A 16147-nucleotide genomic window follows, 5' to 3' on the forward strand; every position below is an offset into this window, starting at 1 on the left:
AAATGGCAGTAGGTAACGTAACAAATTTAGGCATCGGTACAAAAAATAGCGGCCTAAACGATGAGCTTATCAAGAAACTAAAAGAGGCTGATGAAGCTGGACAGATCAAACCACTTACAACAAGACTAGAGAAAAATGAGCTTAAGCAAAAGGACCTTGCGGCGCTAAAAACTCTTGTTAGCAACGTAAATGTTAGTGGTAAAACACTTGGTGGCGAGGCACTTTATCTAAAAAGAAATACAAATAACGCTGGCAAAAGCGTCACAGCTTCTGCTGCAAATGGCGTTAGCGTGCAAAGCTTTAGTATCGACGTGCAAAAACTTGCTCAAAAAGATACATTTCAAAGCAAGAATTTTAAAAATTCTTCAAGTATGGTGGGTGCGACAAATACTGGCTCGTTTGACATTGAGATCGATGGACAAAAATTCTCTATCGGTGTGACAAGATCGACAACATATCAAGATATCGTTGATAAGATAAATGACGTAAGTGGCGGGAAATTGCAAGCTAGAATTTTAAATGTTGGCGGCGATAAACCAAATCAAATAATGCTTCAATCAGGCAGCACTGGCGCTACGCAGACTATCAAATTTTCAAACGACACTGCTGGCATCTTAGACAAGCTTGGCTGGGATGATACACAGTTTCAAGATACAGACGAGCACGGCACAGCGCTAACAAATCCTGATGGCACGCCAAAGATGACATCAAATTTGGAGAAAAATAGAATTCTAAAAGCACAAGATGCAGAATTTACATATAACGGCGTAAATATCAAAAGAGATAAAAACAGCTTTGATGATCTAAGACCGGGTGTAAATATCACGCTAAATGAGACTGGCAGAACAAATGTCAGCGTCTCTCAAAACACTGAAGATGTCGTAAAAGCGGTTGAAGAGTTTATAAAAGACTACAACCTAATGACCATGAACCTTGAGATCGCTACAAAATATGATGAAGAAAAAGGCGCTGGTACTTTTCAAGGCGTAAGTGAAATTTCAAGCCTTAGATCAAACATCGGACGTCTAGTAAATGGTCAAGATAGCGAAGGCAAAGCGCTAAGTAAATTTGGCATAGTGCCAGATAAAGACGGTCAGCTTCAGCTTGATCTAAATAAATTTAACGCAGCTCTTAGCAAAGATCCAGAAGAAATTCAGAAATTTTTCATGGGTTCAAGCAAGACTGAGCCAATAAGCTACATGGGTAACTCAACCGTTAGCTCAGGTGTGTTAAATATCCAAGCTGGCGATCTAACGATAAATGGTAAGTCAGTTATATTTTCAACCGCAGCTGGTGGGACAGCTGAAGATAACGCTCTAAAACTTCAACAAGCTATCAATGACGCTGGCATCGACGGAGTCACAGCTAGCCTTGATCAAAGCGGCAAGAGGATCATATTAAAAAGAAGCGATGGCGAAAACATCGAAGTAAAAGGCAAAGCTTCTGCACTAGCAACTATTGGTATGAGCGAAGCCACTGTAAATCCAGTGACTAAAAAAACTGATGGACTTTTTACAAAGCTAGCTAAGATGCTTGATGGTGCTGTTGGTAAGAAAGGCACTATGATCGCTATGCAAAATCAGCTAAAAGACGAGAGTGAGTCTATCACTAAAAATAAAGAGAGCACTCAAAAGCTTTTAGATGAGAAATATACAACGATGCAAGAGCGCTTCATCAAGTATAACTCTATCATCGCAAGTTTAGAAAATCAGTTCTCAACTCTAAAATCAATGATAGATGCTGAGATAAACAGTAGAAAATAAGAGAGAAAAATGAATCAAAGTGCATATAGTGCATACGCACAGTCGAGTTTCGGGGGCATCGAGTCCCCGACTAAATTAATAGAAATGCTTTATGACGGAATTTTGAAATTTATATTTCGCACAAAAAAAGCGATCGAAGCTGGAGATATAGAGAAAAAAGTCTATTATATAAACAGAGCAAACGCTATCTTTGTCGAGCTTTTAAACTCGCTTGATTATTCTCAAGGCGATGTGGCTCACTATCTTAGCGGACTTTATACAAGACAGATGCAGCTTCTTGCTATGGCAAATATCCAAAATGATATTAACGCGCTAAATGAAGTAACAAATGTCGTAAAGCAGTTATCAGAAGCATGGAGGGAGGTAACATCAGGTGAATAGCTGGATCAATGAATTTAAGCTAGCGTTAATAAACGAAGATACAAGAAAGCTAGCTGCACTATCACAAAGCTTTAGCGAAGATATGTTTAAAAACTTAGCTTCAGCTCAAGAGGCACAAGCGCTAATAGGCGGTGCGATAGAGCTTTTTAAAACTAAATCTTCACACATCCAAAACGAGCTTACAAAACTACAAAAAGCTCAAAAATACGTAAAAAATTAATCTAATCTCAAACTTTCAAGGCACGGCATATTTGCCGGTTTTGTCTTGAAAATCTTTTAAATTTACTAACTGCTTGCTACTTGAAATTTGCTCTAAATTTAAGGGAGGCACAGCGTTAAGCCGAGTTCTGTCTTGAGCGATCATTTATCTACGCTTGCTTTTACAAACAAGCTCTAGCGAAGGGTTTTAATATAAGACCAAAACCATCCCTTCTTACTGCAAGTTGGGTTTATATGGCCACGCAAGTTACCAAGCGCGCCGGTGGGCTCTTACCCCGCCGTTTCACCTTTACCGCCAAGGCGGAAGTTTGCTTTCTGTTACACTATCCCTTAGGTTTCCCTAGCCATCCGTTAGATGGAACTTTGTCTTATCGCAGCTCGGACTTTCCTCTTTTGCAAGATGCAAAAGCGACCGCTTACCGTGCCAGAGCGTGATTATATTTAAAAATATATAAATTTACCCTGCGACCAAATTTTTCATCAAATTTTGCAAATTTATCTAAGAAATTTTTTTGATTTTTGAGCATAAATTTTGTCACAACTTGGTATGAAATTAATTTTTTTATTTAATCTTTTTAAATTTTCTTTACAAAAACAAGAGTAGAACACTCCAAATTTCACTTTTTTGTTATTTTGCTTTGAACCTTAGACCAATATAATAAAATAGACTACAAATCAACAAAACGATACAAATTTAAATTTTGATCCCTTAAAAGCGCAAATTTCTTGCTTTTGCCAAACTATAAATTTTACTTAAAAAGCTAAATTTAAATAGCAATTTTTTATAAAATTTTACTCCAGTTTCATAAAAGTTATAATTATAAACACAAAGCAAACAAAAATTTAAAATTCGTTATTTTTCCCTAAAATTCTATATGTTTTACGAGAAAAAATTTGTATAATAAGCTCAAAAATCTAAACCAAGGAGGATATAGATGAATTTGCGTAGCATCTTAGTCAAGGTCTCAGCGATCATCGCTTTAGTTCTTGCCATTTGTATGGCTTGCTTTGTTTTCTACACGTCACACGTCTTAGAGCGTGAGATCAAGGATGGAGTAGTAACTACCGTTAAACAAAATGTCGCACTTGCAATGGATACGGTTAAGCTATTTAATGATGACAACTACAAAAGCGCCGTTTTCTCTATGCATATCTTAAAAGAAAGCCTAGGCAATATAAGAACCAATGGCCAAACCATAAAGACAGAAAATGACAATGCTGTAGAGCTTATCTCAGAAAAAATGGGCATATTAAATAATGATCATGAAGTATCTGATAAGATCAAAAAGCTAACAAATGGCGGAGTACCAACAATTTTTGCTAAATCTGGCAATGACTTTGTTGCTGTTTCTACTTCACTTTTGCTAGATGATGGCAGTAGAGCGCTTGGAGCATTAAACAAAACGATATATCCAAAGATGATGAATAAAGAGACATATATAGGAGCTATAAACATTTTTGGCAGAAACTATATGTGTGTTTACGAACCAGTCATTCAAGATGGCGAGGTTGTAGCAGTTTTATTTATAGGTTACGACTTCACAAACGGTCTAGAGGATCTTAAAAAGACATTTGCTTCTATGAAGCTAGGTGAGCATGGATACTTCTCTATCTTTAATACAAAGACTAATAAATTTGATATCCACCCAACTCAAGCTGGCAAAGAGCTAAGCAGTGAGCTAAAAGCTACTATGGATAACATCACAAAAGAGAGAGAAGGTGCCAAGCTTGTTGTAGCTGATGGAGTTGAAAGAATAGCGGCATTTAAACCATTTGACAAACTAGACTGGATTTTACTTGGTTCAGCTATTACAGATGATTTTTTAACACCTCTAAAAGTGGTTAGTAAAAACTTCATTATTGCAAGCATTATAGTTACATTGCTTCTTATAATAGTATCTATATTACTACTTAAAAAGATGGTTGCAAATCCTATTGATAGATTAGGAGCAAATTTAAATGCTATAACATCTGACTTTACGCTTAAAATCCCAATCTACGGCAAAGATGAGATTGCTAAGATAAGCAATGATATAAATGATTTTATAGAGAGAATAAGAGTACTTATAAGCGACACTAAAAATCTTTCAAATGAAAACAGCTCAGTTGCAAATGAGCTAAGCTCTACATCTCTTCAAACAGGCAAACGCGTAGAAGAATCAACCCAGATCGTTGAAGAGACAAATCAAAGATGTAAAGTAATGCAAGAGAATATGAAAGAGTCACTAGCAGTTGCTCAAGCTGGTAAAGATGACCTTCAAAAGGCAAGCACTCATATAAAAACAGCTACTGAAGCTATTAAATCTCTATCGTCTCAGATAGTTGATTCTGCTAATGTTGAAAATCAAATGGCTGGTAAGATCGAGCAGCTTAGCCGTGATGCTGAGCAGGTTAAATCAGTCCTTGTTGTTATCAATGACATCGCTGATCAGACAAACCTACTAGCTCTTAACGCAGCTATCGAAGCGGCACGTGCTGGCGAGCATGGACGTGGCTTTGCAGTCGTAGCCGACGAGGTTAGACAGCTAGCTGAGAGAACTCAAAAATCTCTAACAGAGATAAATGCAACTATCAACGTTATCGTTCAAGCGATCAATGATAGCAGCGAGCAAATGGGCATCAACTCTAAACAAATTCAAGAGCTAACCCATGTGGCAAGTGACGTTGAAAAGACTATAAATAATATGAGCGAAACGATGAATAACGCCATAGCGATGTCTGATAAGACTATGCAAGACTACATCGCAACTGGTAAAAACGTAAATGAGATCATGGATGGTATCTCAGAGATCAATCAAATTTCATCTGAAAATGCGAGAAGCGTCGAAGAGATAGCTTCTGCGGCTGAACATCTAAATAAGATGACAGATGCGCTAAATACTAAACTTAGCGTCTTTAGAACTTAAGTTTTTACCTCTTTTACTTCTTAAATTTAATGTTTTAGGTCTAGCTTTGGCTAGACCTTTTTAAATTTAAACCAACTAAATTTAGCCAGCCCCACTTTTAAAACTATCTTTATAAAACTAGTAAAAATTTGGCTTGATAGATTATATCTCTTATCTTCGCTAAATTTTTACGTTGTTTCTACTTGAAGTTGCGATCACAAGAGAAAAAACTCTTAAAAAATATTGCGATACTTTGCCTTAAATTTTTGCATTCAAATTCATAATTAAATTTTTAAATTTTACTTACTCAACCATGTATACTAAAAATACAAACCATATAAATCTCTAAATCCTAAGCTGTAGTGCAAGATATGGAAAGCTTGTGAGCAACATGACGATTGCAAAATGCAGATCTTTTAAGCTTATTTTCGGATATAATTGGCTCTTAAATTTAAATATCTTTTAAAAGGAATAAAGGAATGGCAAATATTTTTCTTTGCTCCTACTTCGCGGAGATTGCGAGCAAGATCAATGAAGTGGTAGATTTTCAAGGTAAGCATGTTGCTTTTATCGATACGGCAGCAAAATTTGAAGAGGTGAATTTTTACGTAGATGAAGCGGTGAAAATTTTGGAAAAATTTAGTGCGAAGCTGACTCGTATTGATATTTCTTGTGTTAAAAACTTGGTTACGCAGATTTCTGAATGTGATGAGTTTTGTGTTGCAGATGATAAAATTTTAGCTACTATTAATAAGTGCGACATCATTTATGTAAGCGGCGGAAATACATTTTATCTGCTTAATGAGCTGCGAAAATCGTGCGCCGAACAAGCTATAAAAAACGCGGTTAAAGCTGGTAAAATTTACGTCGGTGAGTCAGCAGGGGCGATCGTGGCCGCACCAGACACGAGATATGCTACGCTTATGGATAAAAGTAGTGTAAACATGAGTGATTTTACAGGATTAAATTTGGTTGATTTTTGCGTAGTGCCGCACTTTGGCTGTGAGCCTTTTGTGGAGGCTACTCACGAGATAATGGAGAAATTTGGGGACTTGTACGATTTGCGACCTATAAATAATGCTGAATTTATTGCGCTTTGAGATAAAAATTTATGCGATCTCTGATAAAACATACGCCAAATATTTACTCAGAGCATTTTCCCTATAAAATCACTTTTTGTCTGCAAATCTTCCTTATAAATAAAGAAAATAATTAAAACGCAAAGTTTAATTTTTAAGGCTAGAAAATTAAGCAAAAACCGCTATAATTTCGCTCTGGCACGGTAAGCGGTCGCTTTTGCACTACGCAAAAGAGGAAAGTCCGAAAATTTACCCTACTCAAATATATTTTTATGCAAAATTTCTTCTAACACAACTGTGGCGTATGAGCCCTTTTGAAGTGTGAAATTTAAGCTAAAATGAGCGCTTTCTTCGTTGTATTTGTAGCTTGTATTTTCAAGATACGCCCAGTTAAAGCGCCTTGAGCCAGCGATCTTTGAAGTAAGCGAAAATGCCTCAGCGAAAATTTCATCCTCAAGCTCTTTTGCCAAGCCGCTTGCCTCATAGGCCTTTGCACCGACTATAAGTCCAAGGCTTGTGATATCGCGCTTAGTAAATCTTTGCGCCTCTTGATCTAAATTTTCACACAAAAAGAGCTTGCCAAACGGATAGTGCCCCAAAACCTCTCCTGGCAAAAGCTTAAAAAAGCTCTCCTGCGCCTTCATCGCCTTTAGATCGTTTTTGCTAAAGTTTTTATAAATTTCGCCTAGCTCATTTAGGCTAAAGTCGCTTACAAACCTTGAAATTTCAACCCTTTTACTAAGATGGCGGTTAAAAAGATCGCTTTGATAGGCTGAGATCAAAAAGTCATTTAGCTTTACATTTTTGCTCTTTTTGCCATTTATCGTGCCGTTTTTAAGTAGCTCAAGGCCAGTTGTAGCATTGTCGCCAAATTTACCAAAGCGTTGGTAGCCAAAGTAGTTTGCATAGCCCATTTTATCGATGCTGACAAATGCCTGCTCTAGCTTTTTAGCGCTACTTGGCAGCACCTTTTTTAGGCGGATGAAAAAGCTATTGCCTTTTAGGTGTCCGATGCGAAGCTTGTTTTTATGCACGTTTAAATTTAAAATTTTCATCTTTTCATGGCTAAAGTTTGCAAGCGCGCTCTCAAATTTACGAGGCATCGAGATAAACTGCGTTGTCATGCCCTGCTTGTCTTTTAGCCCAGCATAGCCAAAGTCGCGCATCTTAGCCCCTGTAACCTCGCTTAAGGCATGCAAAGCGTCGCTTGTCATCATATCTTTTTTAGAAATTTCAACGATCAAGTGCTCGCCGTCACCACTAAATTCATAAAGTGGTATCTCGCGCACGACAAAATCATCTGAATTTTTAGAAAAATATGCCTCGATGGGCGCATGAGTAAGCGCATAAAGCGGCTTAAAAGTGGTGGCTTCTTGCATTTTGTCTTAACCTTTTGTGTGAAATTTTTGCAAAGATGTTGATCTTTGTCCTAGTTTTTGCGGCGATCCTTTTTATAGCGCTTAAATTTTTAGGACTAAAGGTAAATAAAACCTCATACTCCTCGCCGCTACTAAGCTCAAATTTGCTTAGTTTTTTTGTAAATTTAGCGCCCTTTTTGCTAGCCTTTAAAAGCTTGCCAAGGTCGGTATTTAGCCCGTCTGAGATATCCATGGCGGAATTTAGCAGATGAGCTGCTTTGTAAAAAAATTTATCTCTTAAGATAGGTCTTTTAAAGCGTGAGTTTTTAGAAATTTGAGCCAGTCTTAGAAGCGAGTTTAGTCCCTTTTGGCTGCCTCCAAGCTTGCCTGTAAATGCAACAAGATCGCCAAATTTAGCATTTTTTCTAAGCACTGCCCTGCCCTTTAGCTCGCCGATCACGCTGACGCTTATGTTTAAAATGGGGCTACTTATCGTGTCACCGCCTATTATCTTTACGCCAAACTCCTCGCACGCCCTATTTATGCCCCTACTTAGCTCGCTGATCTGCCGAGGCGTGAAGCTCTTTGGCAGACTAAGCCCAAGAAGGGCAAATTTAGGCTTAGCATTCATCACGATCGTATCTGAAAAATTTACGATCATCGCCTTGTAGCCGGTCTCTTCAAGGCTTAGCCAGCCAAGCTTAAAATGCGAATTTTGCGCAAAAATGTCCTTGCTAAAGACCATTTTGCCGGCAACCGCCGCGTCATCGCCGATATATGCGTTACTAAAGCGTTCAATCGTGAAATTTTCTTTATCCATTGAGCTATTATAATGAAACTCCTTTTAAATTTAGGATAAAATAAGCCCAAAAAAAGGATACAGATGCAAAGAGTTGAGATTTTTAGATTTGACGCAAAAAGAGATGTTTTGGCATATTTTAAGCCCTATTTTTTAGAGATTTCAGACTTTGCAAACTTAAACGAGCTTTTTGCCCACGTAAAGAGCATAGACCCCTACTTTAGCCCATTTGAAGGCTTTGTCAAGGTAAATGACGTCGTAGTTAGCACCGACCAGCCGCTTGCAAATTTAGCTCAAAAATTTGGAGACGAGCTTTGCATCGCCCCGCTTGATGAAAAAAGAGCGGTTTTAGACCTTGCTATAAACGATGATGACTTTTGGGCGAAATTTGAGCCATTTGCTAGCTTTTGCAAAAGAGCTGACAAAGAGCTTTACGCTAGCTTTAAGCCCTATTTTTACGCTGATTTTGTGAGAGAGTATGAGCCAAATTTTATAGGAGCTGCCGCGATAATGCTAGCTCATCATCTTTACAAAAACGAGAAAAACGATGAAATTTTAAAGCTAGTTAGCGATAAAAACGGCGTTTTGATAGCCTGTGAGCTTTATGATTTGCTCTTTGAAGGTAGCGAAATTTATAGTGAGGCGATTAAATTTTTTAAAGAAATTTTAGGCATAGAAGCTACACAAAAATATGAAAACGAGCTTGAAAAGATAGAAAAACTTAGCAAATTTAAAGATTTTAAGATAGCTATAAAAGACAGACTGCCTGCAAATTTAAGCGCATACAAGGCAAATTTTATAGAGCTAAACGCCAAAATGCCTTGTGGATATGATCTTTTAAAGATTGATAATGAGCTAGCTTGCAAGCTTGCTAGCAAAATAGTTTTTGCTGCATTTGATAGTGGGGCTGATTTTTTACTAACTAGCAACGAGGCTGAATTTTATATCTTTGACACTCTAGCAAAAAAGCTTGAGAAGTCTGCCAACAGAAGCTTGCAAGACTTTTATGTCTTAAGAGCGAGCGAGCTAATGGCGCTTGAAAATGGCGAGATACCAAGCGGACTAAAAGAGCATGTTTTGAAGGTTATTATTATTTAGACTTGCCTAAATTTAACATTACAAAGCCAAATTTAAAAGCCTTAAATTTTACTTTTTAGCCCTCTCTTTTGGCTCTTCTACCGTTTTATTTGCCTCTTGCTCTTTAAACTCTTCAAAAAGCTCGTCATACCTAGCCTTAGCGTTTTCGTATACGCCAGATGGCAAAGTGATGTTTAGATCGTCCTTTAGGCTTATGACATCATCGCAGGCGTTTTGATAGCCAAGGTCGCAGCTTTTCATAAAATAACTCACTCCAAGCTCGATATTTGAGTGCTTTTTTAGATCACTATCCATCTGCTCGTTTATCTCTTCATTTACAAACATATCGCCCAAAGCCTCGCACGAAAGCACATCTTTTTGCTCACAACCATCGTAAAAAATTTCATACGCAGTTGCGTAGTCTCCGGCATTTAGGGCTTCGTTGCCCCTGTCGTAGTCATCGATGTCAAAGCCTAAGGCTAAGCTTAAGATTAGAGCTAAAAAAACTATCTTTTTCATATAAAACTCGGTGCGTCGTTTGAAAATAGTATAAGATCGCCAGCGTGCGTGTTTTGGGCTAAAATTTCTTGCATTTTGTTCTTGTCCTTTAGGATGATGATCTTTGGCTTTACGATGTGTTTTAGCAGAGTTTGGGCGTTTAGCGAGCTTGTGATGATGACTAGGTCGAAAATTTCATTTATCACCTTGGCCAAATTTGCATTTTGCTCCGCATCGCTCTCGACGATACCAGGTGTTAGCAGCACTTTTCTGCCAGCGTAGGTGCTTACAAGCTCGTAGCTTGCGCTCATGCCTGAGAAATTTCCATTGAAGCTATCGTCTATTATCAGCTTGCCGCCAGCCTCGATCTTGCTTAGACGGTGCTCGACGTTTTTCATCTTAGATAGCGCACCATTTATCGCTTCATCGCTCATTTTTAGGTATCTTGCCACCTTGACGCAGACGGCCAAATTTGTAGCGTTAAATTTGCCAAGTAGCGGCGAAGCGTAGTTTTTGCCATCAAGCGTAAATGAAATTCCATCTAAATTTGCGTTTATATCTTTTAGGTTCTCATCGTAAATTTCTATATTTTGGCTTGGCTCTTTTTTTGTCGAGCTATGTAAAAATGCCATTTGCAAGCGAGAGCTTTGAAGTGCTTCAAGCTTTGTCGCACGGATATTATCAAGCGTTTTAAAGTACTCAATATGTTGCGCGCCGATCTCGCCAACGATTACTATTTGTGGATTTAGAAATTTAGTGATCTCTATGATGTCGCCCTTTAGCCTAGCGCCTGCTTCTGCTATGTAAATTTGTGTTTGCTCGCTTAAATTTTCATTGATATCTTTGATGATGCCAGCCATTGTATTTACGCTGCGTGGCGTTTTGTAGCAGACAAAGCTATCTTTTAAAATTTCAAATAAGAAATTTTTGATGCTCGTTTTGCCGTAGCTTGCGGTGATTAAAATGATCTTTAGCTCTTTGTTTGCGCCAAGTTTTTTAAGCGCCCTGTTTTTAAAGCCTTGAAATTTGATCTTTTCTAAAATTTCACTAAAAAATAGGCTCATGACCAAGACAAAAAGTGGCATAGGAGCCAAAAACGCCTTGTGGATGATGAAATTTAAAGCGTAGTTTAAGATGATAGCGCAAGCAAGGATGGCAAAAAAGTGCTTTATCCTAGCGGTAAAGACTAGCTTTTTATCAAGTTTTTTATGCCAAAGATAAAGAGCTGGCAAAAGCGCAAAGTAAAAATATATAAAAAACCACTTGCCAGTCGTGTAAAATAGCACCAAAGGCACGATGAAGAAAAGGACGTGCCAAGCGGGCTTTGTGAAGTGAAAGAGCACGCGCTCAGGCCTATATGAAAACCACTGAAAGCAAGTGATCACATAAAAAGCAAGCGCAAAGATAAATAAAACTGTGCTTATGCTTAAAAATATACTCATCTTATCTCCTCGATCCCGCTCTCATCGTCATCTAGCACGACATTTTTTGCCTCATTTGGCTCAAATTTTATCCCTTTTTCTATCTCGTCGCTTATAAATTTAGCGTGGAGCAAAAAGAAAAAGTGATCGCCACTAAGTGGGAAAAATGAGCTATTTTTGATAAGTCTATCTATGCTCTCGCCGCTTGTTACAGGCGTTGCCTTGTCATTTTCTCCCCAAAATATAAAAGCCCTGCCGTCAAAGTCAGCAAAATGCTTTGTAAAATCCTCATCAACGACGTTTTTTAGGGTTTCATACATCACTCTGCTCATGCCGCTCACATCTTTTGTGGCAAAGAGTTTGTAAAATTTACCAAAGCCAAATATCTTTAAAATTTTAAATATCGCTATCTTTGCTCGCACGATAAATGGCTTTTTGACGACTATGCCAGCTGAGCTTAAAAGCACTAGATATGGTGGTTTTAGAAGCGTTGCGACCTTGCCGCCAAAGCTATGTCCTGCGATGATGTCTGGTTTTATTTGTAGCTCGTCACAGAAATTTGCAACGATTTTTGCGTAGTCACTTGTTCTTAATGGCTTAAAAATGGAGCTTTTACCAAAGCCTGGCATGTCGATATATACGTGGCAAAACTCGCTTAGATAGTGCCCAAAAGCCTTTTTCATTATCTCTTTGTTTGCGCCCCAGCCGTGCAAGAAAAGCACTACTTTTTTGCATTTTGGATTTACTACTTCGTAGCTGATCTCGTACTCGTCTGAGCCGTATTTTACCACCCTACTCGCCATCGTTTTCTCTCTTTTTAGCAGCATAAATGCTCTCAAGCACGCTTACTGCCTCGCAAAGGCGCTCGTACTCCTCCATATTTAAAAGGACTGCTTCAAATTTATTGTTTTTAACGATGACAGCGCGCTTTAGCTCGCTAGCTCCCACGCGTGAAAGGACAGAGCTAAAATTTCTAACCACCTCGGTTGCTGTATAAATTTCATCTTTTGTAAAAGTTACCATTGTCGCTCTTTATGTAAAATTTTACGTAAAATATCACAAACTACTTTATATATCGCTAAATAAACTAGAGCTTACCGCTACCTTTTACCGAAGTGATAGAGTTTATAAATTTATAATCAATCTTTATCTCACGCTCTTTTGGAAGTGAGTTTGCAAGGGCATTTAGCGTGCTTTCAAAGTCATCAAATAGATAGTTTGCAAGGCTTCCTGGGTTTGGATTGATCTCATTTAGATAGACCTCGTCATCTATCACGAAAAAGTCGCATCTAATGATCGCTCCGTCAAATCCACAATCATAAATTTTAGAAAAGTTAAATTTAAGCTTTTGCTTTAGCTCTTCAGAAATTTCTGCCTCTTTTACCTTATTTTCATTTGAAAAACTTAGATATTTTTGCTCGTAGTCAAGAAATTCTTTCTTTTTTGGCTCTTCGACGATAGAAAATTTGATCTTTCCATCGATCCTGCAGCCTGCAAGGTTATACTCTTTGACGCCTTTTATAAAGGGCTCTACTAAAACATCTTTGTCAAATTCAAACGCCACGTCTTTTGCGTAGGCAAGCTCACTATCATCATGCACGACGCTCACGCCGATGCTGCTGCCTAGCCTTGCTGGCTTTAATATAATAGGATAGTGAAATTTTGGCTCGCTTTGACGAGTTAGCATCTCGTAATCAAGCGCCTTCACACCAGCCTTTTGCGCTAGAAATTTAGTAAGCTCTTTGTTGTAGCTAAGCGCGCTTGCTTCAAGTCTTGGACCTATGTATTTGACCCCGTAAAAGTCAAAAAGTGCCGCTATCTTGCCATCTTCGCCGTCCATGCCATGGATCAAATTTATAATGACGTCACATTCAACTTTGTTTGCGCCAAAAAGCGAGTGTGTATAAAAGCCGCCTTTAGATAAAAATAGCTTTTTTGAGTTTTTGTATTTGCCAGAGCTAAAGAAATTTGCTCTCATATCTTTTTGCTCGATCAGGTAAAAGTCCCTATTTGCATCGCAAAATATAAATTTTAGCTCCTGTTTTAGGACGTTTTTTAAAACTATCGCGCTTACTATGCTTATCTCATGCTCAAAACTCTTTGCTCCAAATATCACGCCTAAATTCATCTTTTTTATCCTTATCCTAGTTTTTTAAGTGCCTCTTTTATAAGATCACTCGTGTTTTCACTCTTACAATCAGGCAAAATTTTCACTATCTTTTCACGCTTAAAGCCAAGCGCCTCAAGTGCCAAAAGTGCCTCATTTTGGTAGCTTAGCACGCTCTCGTCACTTATTAGTTTTGCGTCACTTAGCTCAGCTATTATGCGCCTAGCTGTCTTTGGTCCGATGCCTGGCACGCTTTTAAAAGTGTCCGCATCGCCGCTTATTATGGCGTTTGTAAATGCCTGAGAGCTAAGGCTTGAGCAAACCGCCATCGCTGTGCTAGCTCCGATGCCATTTAGCTTTATAAGCATCTCAAACATCTTTTGCTCGTTTGCGTCTAAAAAGCCGTAGAGCAAATTTGCGTCCTCTCTTATGATCTGCGTTATGGCGAGCTCGGCCTTTTCGCCTTTACTAAGTTTTGCTGAGCAAAAAAGCGAGATGAAAATCCCATAACTTACGCCGCTATTTGTCTTAAGTATGGCAAATGCAGGCTCTTTTTTTGTAACGACGCCTTCGATTGCTTTTATCATCATTTAACCTTTTGTTCCATGAAATTTATATCCGCGTAGTCTTCAAGTTTGTTTGACTTTTTGATCTTGTACTCAACCTCGCCGCCGTTATCAAATTTATCTAGCGTGATGACGTGAGCAGTCTCGTTTTGCTTCGATATGTAGGTGACATTTTGCGGAGGATCGACGATGACAAATCTTATCTCATTTAGCTCGATCCAGTTTCCTCTGTTTATCACTTTGGCTGAGAATATGCCATTTTGCATGATCTCAAGCTCATCTTTTAGATCAGCCAAAAGCTCTTTTTTCTCTTTGAAAATTCTAAGCAAGGTGTTATATTCATTAACGAGCCCTTGATACTCTTTTAGCTTTTTCATAAACGTAACTGGCGGTATCACCTTTGCCTTTGAGAGCTCCTCGATCTTAGCTTTTATCGTATAGATCGAGTCTTTGTTCTCGTTGATGACATTTTTCTTGCTCTCTATGTTTTTTAGAAGCGTAGCTAGCTCAGACTTGGTGCTTTCGATCTTGCTTAGCTGATCTTGCGTAGCCTCCGCACTCTCAGGCATCTTGCTAGCGTCAATTATAAATTTATTATCAGTGCCTCTTAGATATCTAACGTCGATTAGGTGCGAGGCTGTGATGGTGCAGTTTGAGCCAAGCGTGTCTATCTGGATATTTTGAGCTGTTATAGAGCCACCAACTACGCTATTTATCTTCACTCTTTTTGCTATAACAGTGCCACCTTCAAGCCTATCTATCTCGACGCTTTCGGCCTCTACCTTGCCGATGTGGATAGAAATTTTGGCGTGTTTGGCGTAAATTTTAGCCTTTTGGTGAGTTTGTCCGCCGATATTTACATCATTTGCCTTAACCATCGCATTTGCGCCGACGTTTCCCTTTACTTCGATCTCGTCAGCCTCGACGATGATGCCAGTGCCGATAGCGTCTTTGATCGTGTCAGTTTCGCGAACTACTAATGTGACGTTTGTGTCGGTGCCTGCTTGGATCGAGCCAGTCGTTTTAAAATTTGCTTCATTTATCTCTATGCGCTCTTCTATGTCAAAAGAGCCGTTTTTCTCGACCACGTAACCTGCTTTTTTAGCGATATATTTTACACTCTCATCATTTTCTACGCGCTCGATATTTTCGCTTATGCTTATCTCTTTTTCGCTCTCTTCTTTTGGCTTTGCAACCTCTATGAGCTTGCCTCTTACGTCACGTCCATTTGCGCCCTCGTGTGACTTTTTCTCCTCCATTATCACTTCATCTTTTGCCACGCCAAAGACAAAGCCCCTATCAGCGTAATCAACCTTATCCTCGTCTTTTAACCCATCAAGCTTATCTTTGTAGTAGTAGATGATCTTAGCATCGATCGCTTTTTTAGGGTTGATGCCTTGGGTTAAATTTAGCGTGTAGTCCTTGTCAAGCTCGCCTTTTACGTGGATTATTGAGGAGATTTGCTTTAGCTCCTCTTTTAGCTTGCCGATCCTTATGCCTATTAAAATTTGAGCTTTCATGAGCTGCTTAGCAATGTATTCATAAAGCTTATCTTCGTAGTGCTGCTCGTATTCGCACTCTTTGCTCGCTCTAACCTTTGCGATGACCTTTGTTATGGTTGAATTTACGCCGATATCGATCTTTGGTAGCTTTGGCGTGGCATTTAGCCTAACGTCAAAAAACTCCACGTCATAGACCTGCTCGATCTCTAGCGTCTCGTCAAGATAAAATGTGTTGTCATCAAAAAAGCTTAAATTTTCCTCAGGGACAAAAACTGGCTCGACGTTGTCTTTATTTTTGTAGTAAGTTAAGATATTTGAGAGTTTAAAATCTATAAATTCTACCGGGACGCTATATTGTTTGCTTAGCTCTTTAAGCGATAGATAAGGTGTTGAAGTTTGAATTTGCGTTGGCGGTAAAAATCTCTCGTTTTCTTGCACGTTCTCGCTCAAATTTGATCCATTTCACATAAAATTTTGGCTCTTATTATCTCT

14 protein-coding genes, 1 other RNA gene and 2 pseudogenes are annotated in these 16147 nt (G+C 38.6%); 7 read left to right on the forward strand and 10 right to left on the reverse strand.

What is annotated here, in order from left to right; genetic code table 11:
• The first annotated feature begins 2 nt into the window (after positions 1-2).
• From fliD to CVS89_RS05725, 3 genes are read left to right on the forward strand one after another with little or no spacing between them, the layout of a single operon-like run.
• Positions 3-1763, forward strand: coding sequence for a flagellar filament capping protein FliD (gene fliD, locus CVS89_RS05715; RefSeq protein ID WP_107848447.1), 1761 nt, complete (start codon positions 3-5; stop codon positions 1761-1763).
• 9 nt (positions 1764-1772) lie between these two features.
• Entirely contained in the window at positions 1773-2144 is a 372-nt protein-coding gene (gene fliS, locus CVS89_RS05720; RefSeq protein WP_009293744.1) for a flagellar export chaperone FliS, read from the forward strand.
• Positions 2137-2364 (forward strand): hypothetical protein, encoded by a 228-nt coding sequence (locus tag CVS89_RS05725; protein WP_107848448.1) that lies wholly within the window; start codon positions 2137-2139, stop codon positions 2362-2364. Before fliS ends, CVS89_RS05725 begins: the two co-directional genes overlap by 8 nt.
• 100 nt (positions 2365-2464) lie before the next feature.
• Here the strand turns inward: CVS89_RS05725 and rnpB are convergent.
• An RNA gene (rnpB, locus tag CVS89_RS05730) (RNase P RNA component class A) lies at positions 2465-2791 on the reverse strand.
• Between the two features lie 570 nt (positions 2792-3361).
• Between rnpB and CVS89_RS10310 the strand changes: the two are divergent.
• The 3 genes and pseudogenes from CVS89_RS10310 to CVS89_RS05740 form a co-directional block, all read left to right on the forward strand.
• A pseudogene (locus tag CVS89_RS10310) lies at positions 3362-4189 on the forward strand (Cache 3/Cache 2 fusion domain-containing protein); the annotation flags it as partial.
• Positions 4190-4216: 27 nt separating this feature from the next.
• A pseudogene (locus CVS89_RS10315) lies at positions 4217-5269 on the forward strand (methyl-accepting chemotaxis protein); the annotation flags it as partial.
• A 458-nt stretch (positions 5270-5727) separates the two neighbouring features.
• Positions 5728-6348, forward strand: a complete 621-nt coding sequence (locus tag CVS89_RS05740) for a Type 1 glutamine amidotransferase-like domain-containing protein (protein ID WP_107848524.1) — start codon at positions 5728-5730, stop codon at positions 6346-6348.
• Between the two features lie 233 nt (positions 6349-6581).
• On the opposite strand, the gene truD is transcribed toward CVS89_RS05740, so the two are convergent.
• Both truD and CVS89_RS05750 read right to left on the reverse strand, forming a co-directional pair.
• Positions 6582-7706 (reverse strand): tRNA pseudouridine(13) synthase TruD, encoded by a 1125-nt coding sequence (truD, locus tag CVS89_RS05745; RefSeq protein ID WP_107848525.1) that lies wholly within the window; start codon positions 7704-7706, stop codon positions 6582-6584.
• Positions 7684-8505 carry a thiamine-phosphate kinase gene (locus CVS89_RS05750; protein WP_107848526.1) on the reverse strand — a complete coding sequence of 274 codons (822 nt, stop codon included), beginning with the start codon at positions 8503-8505 and terminating at the stop codon, positions 7684-7686. The genes truD and CVS89_RS05750 overlap by 23 nt, the downstream gene beginning before the upstream one ends.
• 63 nt (positions 8506-8568) lie before the next feature.
• On the opposite strand from CVS89_RS05750, the gene CVS89_RS05755 reads away from it, so the two are divergent.
• Positions 8569-9582: a hypothetical protein gene (locus tag CVS89_RS05755; RefSeq protein WP_107848527.1), complete on the forward strand. Its 1014-nt coding sequence runs from the start codon at positions 8569-8571 to the stop codon at positions 9580-9582.
• Between the two features lie 48 nt (positions 9583-9630).
• On the opposite strand, the gene CVS89_RS05760 is transcribed toward CVS89_RS05755, so the two are convergent.
• The 7 genes from CVS89_RS05760 to CVS89_RS05790 form a co-directional block, all read right to left on the reverse strand.
• A complete protein-coding gene (locus tag CVS89_RS05760) occupies positions 9631-10080 on the reverse strand; it encodes a hypothetical protein (protein ID WP_107848528.1) in 450 nt (149 codons plus the stop codon).
• Positions 10077-11501: a Mur ligase family protein gene (locus CVS89_RS05765; RefSeq protein ID WP_107848529.1), complete on the reverse strand. Its 1425-nt coding sequence runs from the start codon at positions 11499-11501 to the stop codon at positions 10077-10079. Before CVS89_RS05765 ends, CVS89_RS05760 begins: the two co-directional genes overlap by 4 nt.
• The gene (locus tag CVS89_RS05770) at positions 11498-12283 is read right to left on the reverse strand and encodes an alpha/beta fold hydrolase (RefSeq protein ID WP_107848530.1); all 786 of its coding nucleotides are present in this window, start codon (positions 12281-12283) and stop codon (positions 11498-11500) included. The genes CVS89_RS05765 and CVS89_RS05770 overlap by 4 nt, the downstream gene beginning before the upstream one ends.
• The gene (locus tag CVS89_RS05775; protein ID WP_002942153.1) at positions 12273-12503 is read right to left on the reverse strand and encodes a type II toxin-antitoxin system Phd/YefM family antitoxin; all 231 of its coding nucleotides are present in this window, start codon (positions 12501-12503) and stop codon (positions 12273-12275) included. Before CVS89_RS05775 ends, CVS89_RS05770 begins: the two co-directional genes overlap by 11 nt.
• Positions 12504-12567: 64 nt before the next feature.
• A complete protein-coding gene (locus CVS89_RS05780; protein ID WP_107848531.1) occupies positions 12568-13608 on the reverse strand; it encodes a D-alanine--D-alanine ligase in 1041 nt (346 codons plus the stop codon).
• 11 nt (positions 13609-13619) lie between these two features.
• Positions 13620-14174 (reverse strand): Holliday junction branch migration protein RuvA, encoded by a 555-nt coding sequence (gene ruvA, locus CVS89_RS05785; RefSeq protein WP_103607897.1) that lies wholly within the window; start codon positions 14172-14174, stop codon positions 13620-13622.
• Positions 14174-16105: a flagellar assembly protein A gene (locus CVS89_RS05790; RefSeq protein WP_107848532.1), complete on the reverse strand. Its 1932-nt coding sequence runs from the start codon at positions 16103-16105 to the stop codon at positions 14174-14176. Before CVS89_RS05790 ends, ruvA begins: the two co-directional genes overlap by 1 nt.
• Positions 16106-16147 lie beyond the last annotated feature (42 nt).

Source organism: Campylobacter concisus (genome assembly GCF_003048615.2).
Lineage (GTDB): Bacteria > Campylobacterota > Campylobacteria > Campylobacterales > Campylobacteraceae > Campylobacter_A > Campylobacter_A concisus_C.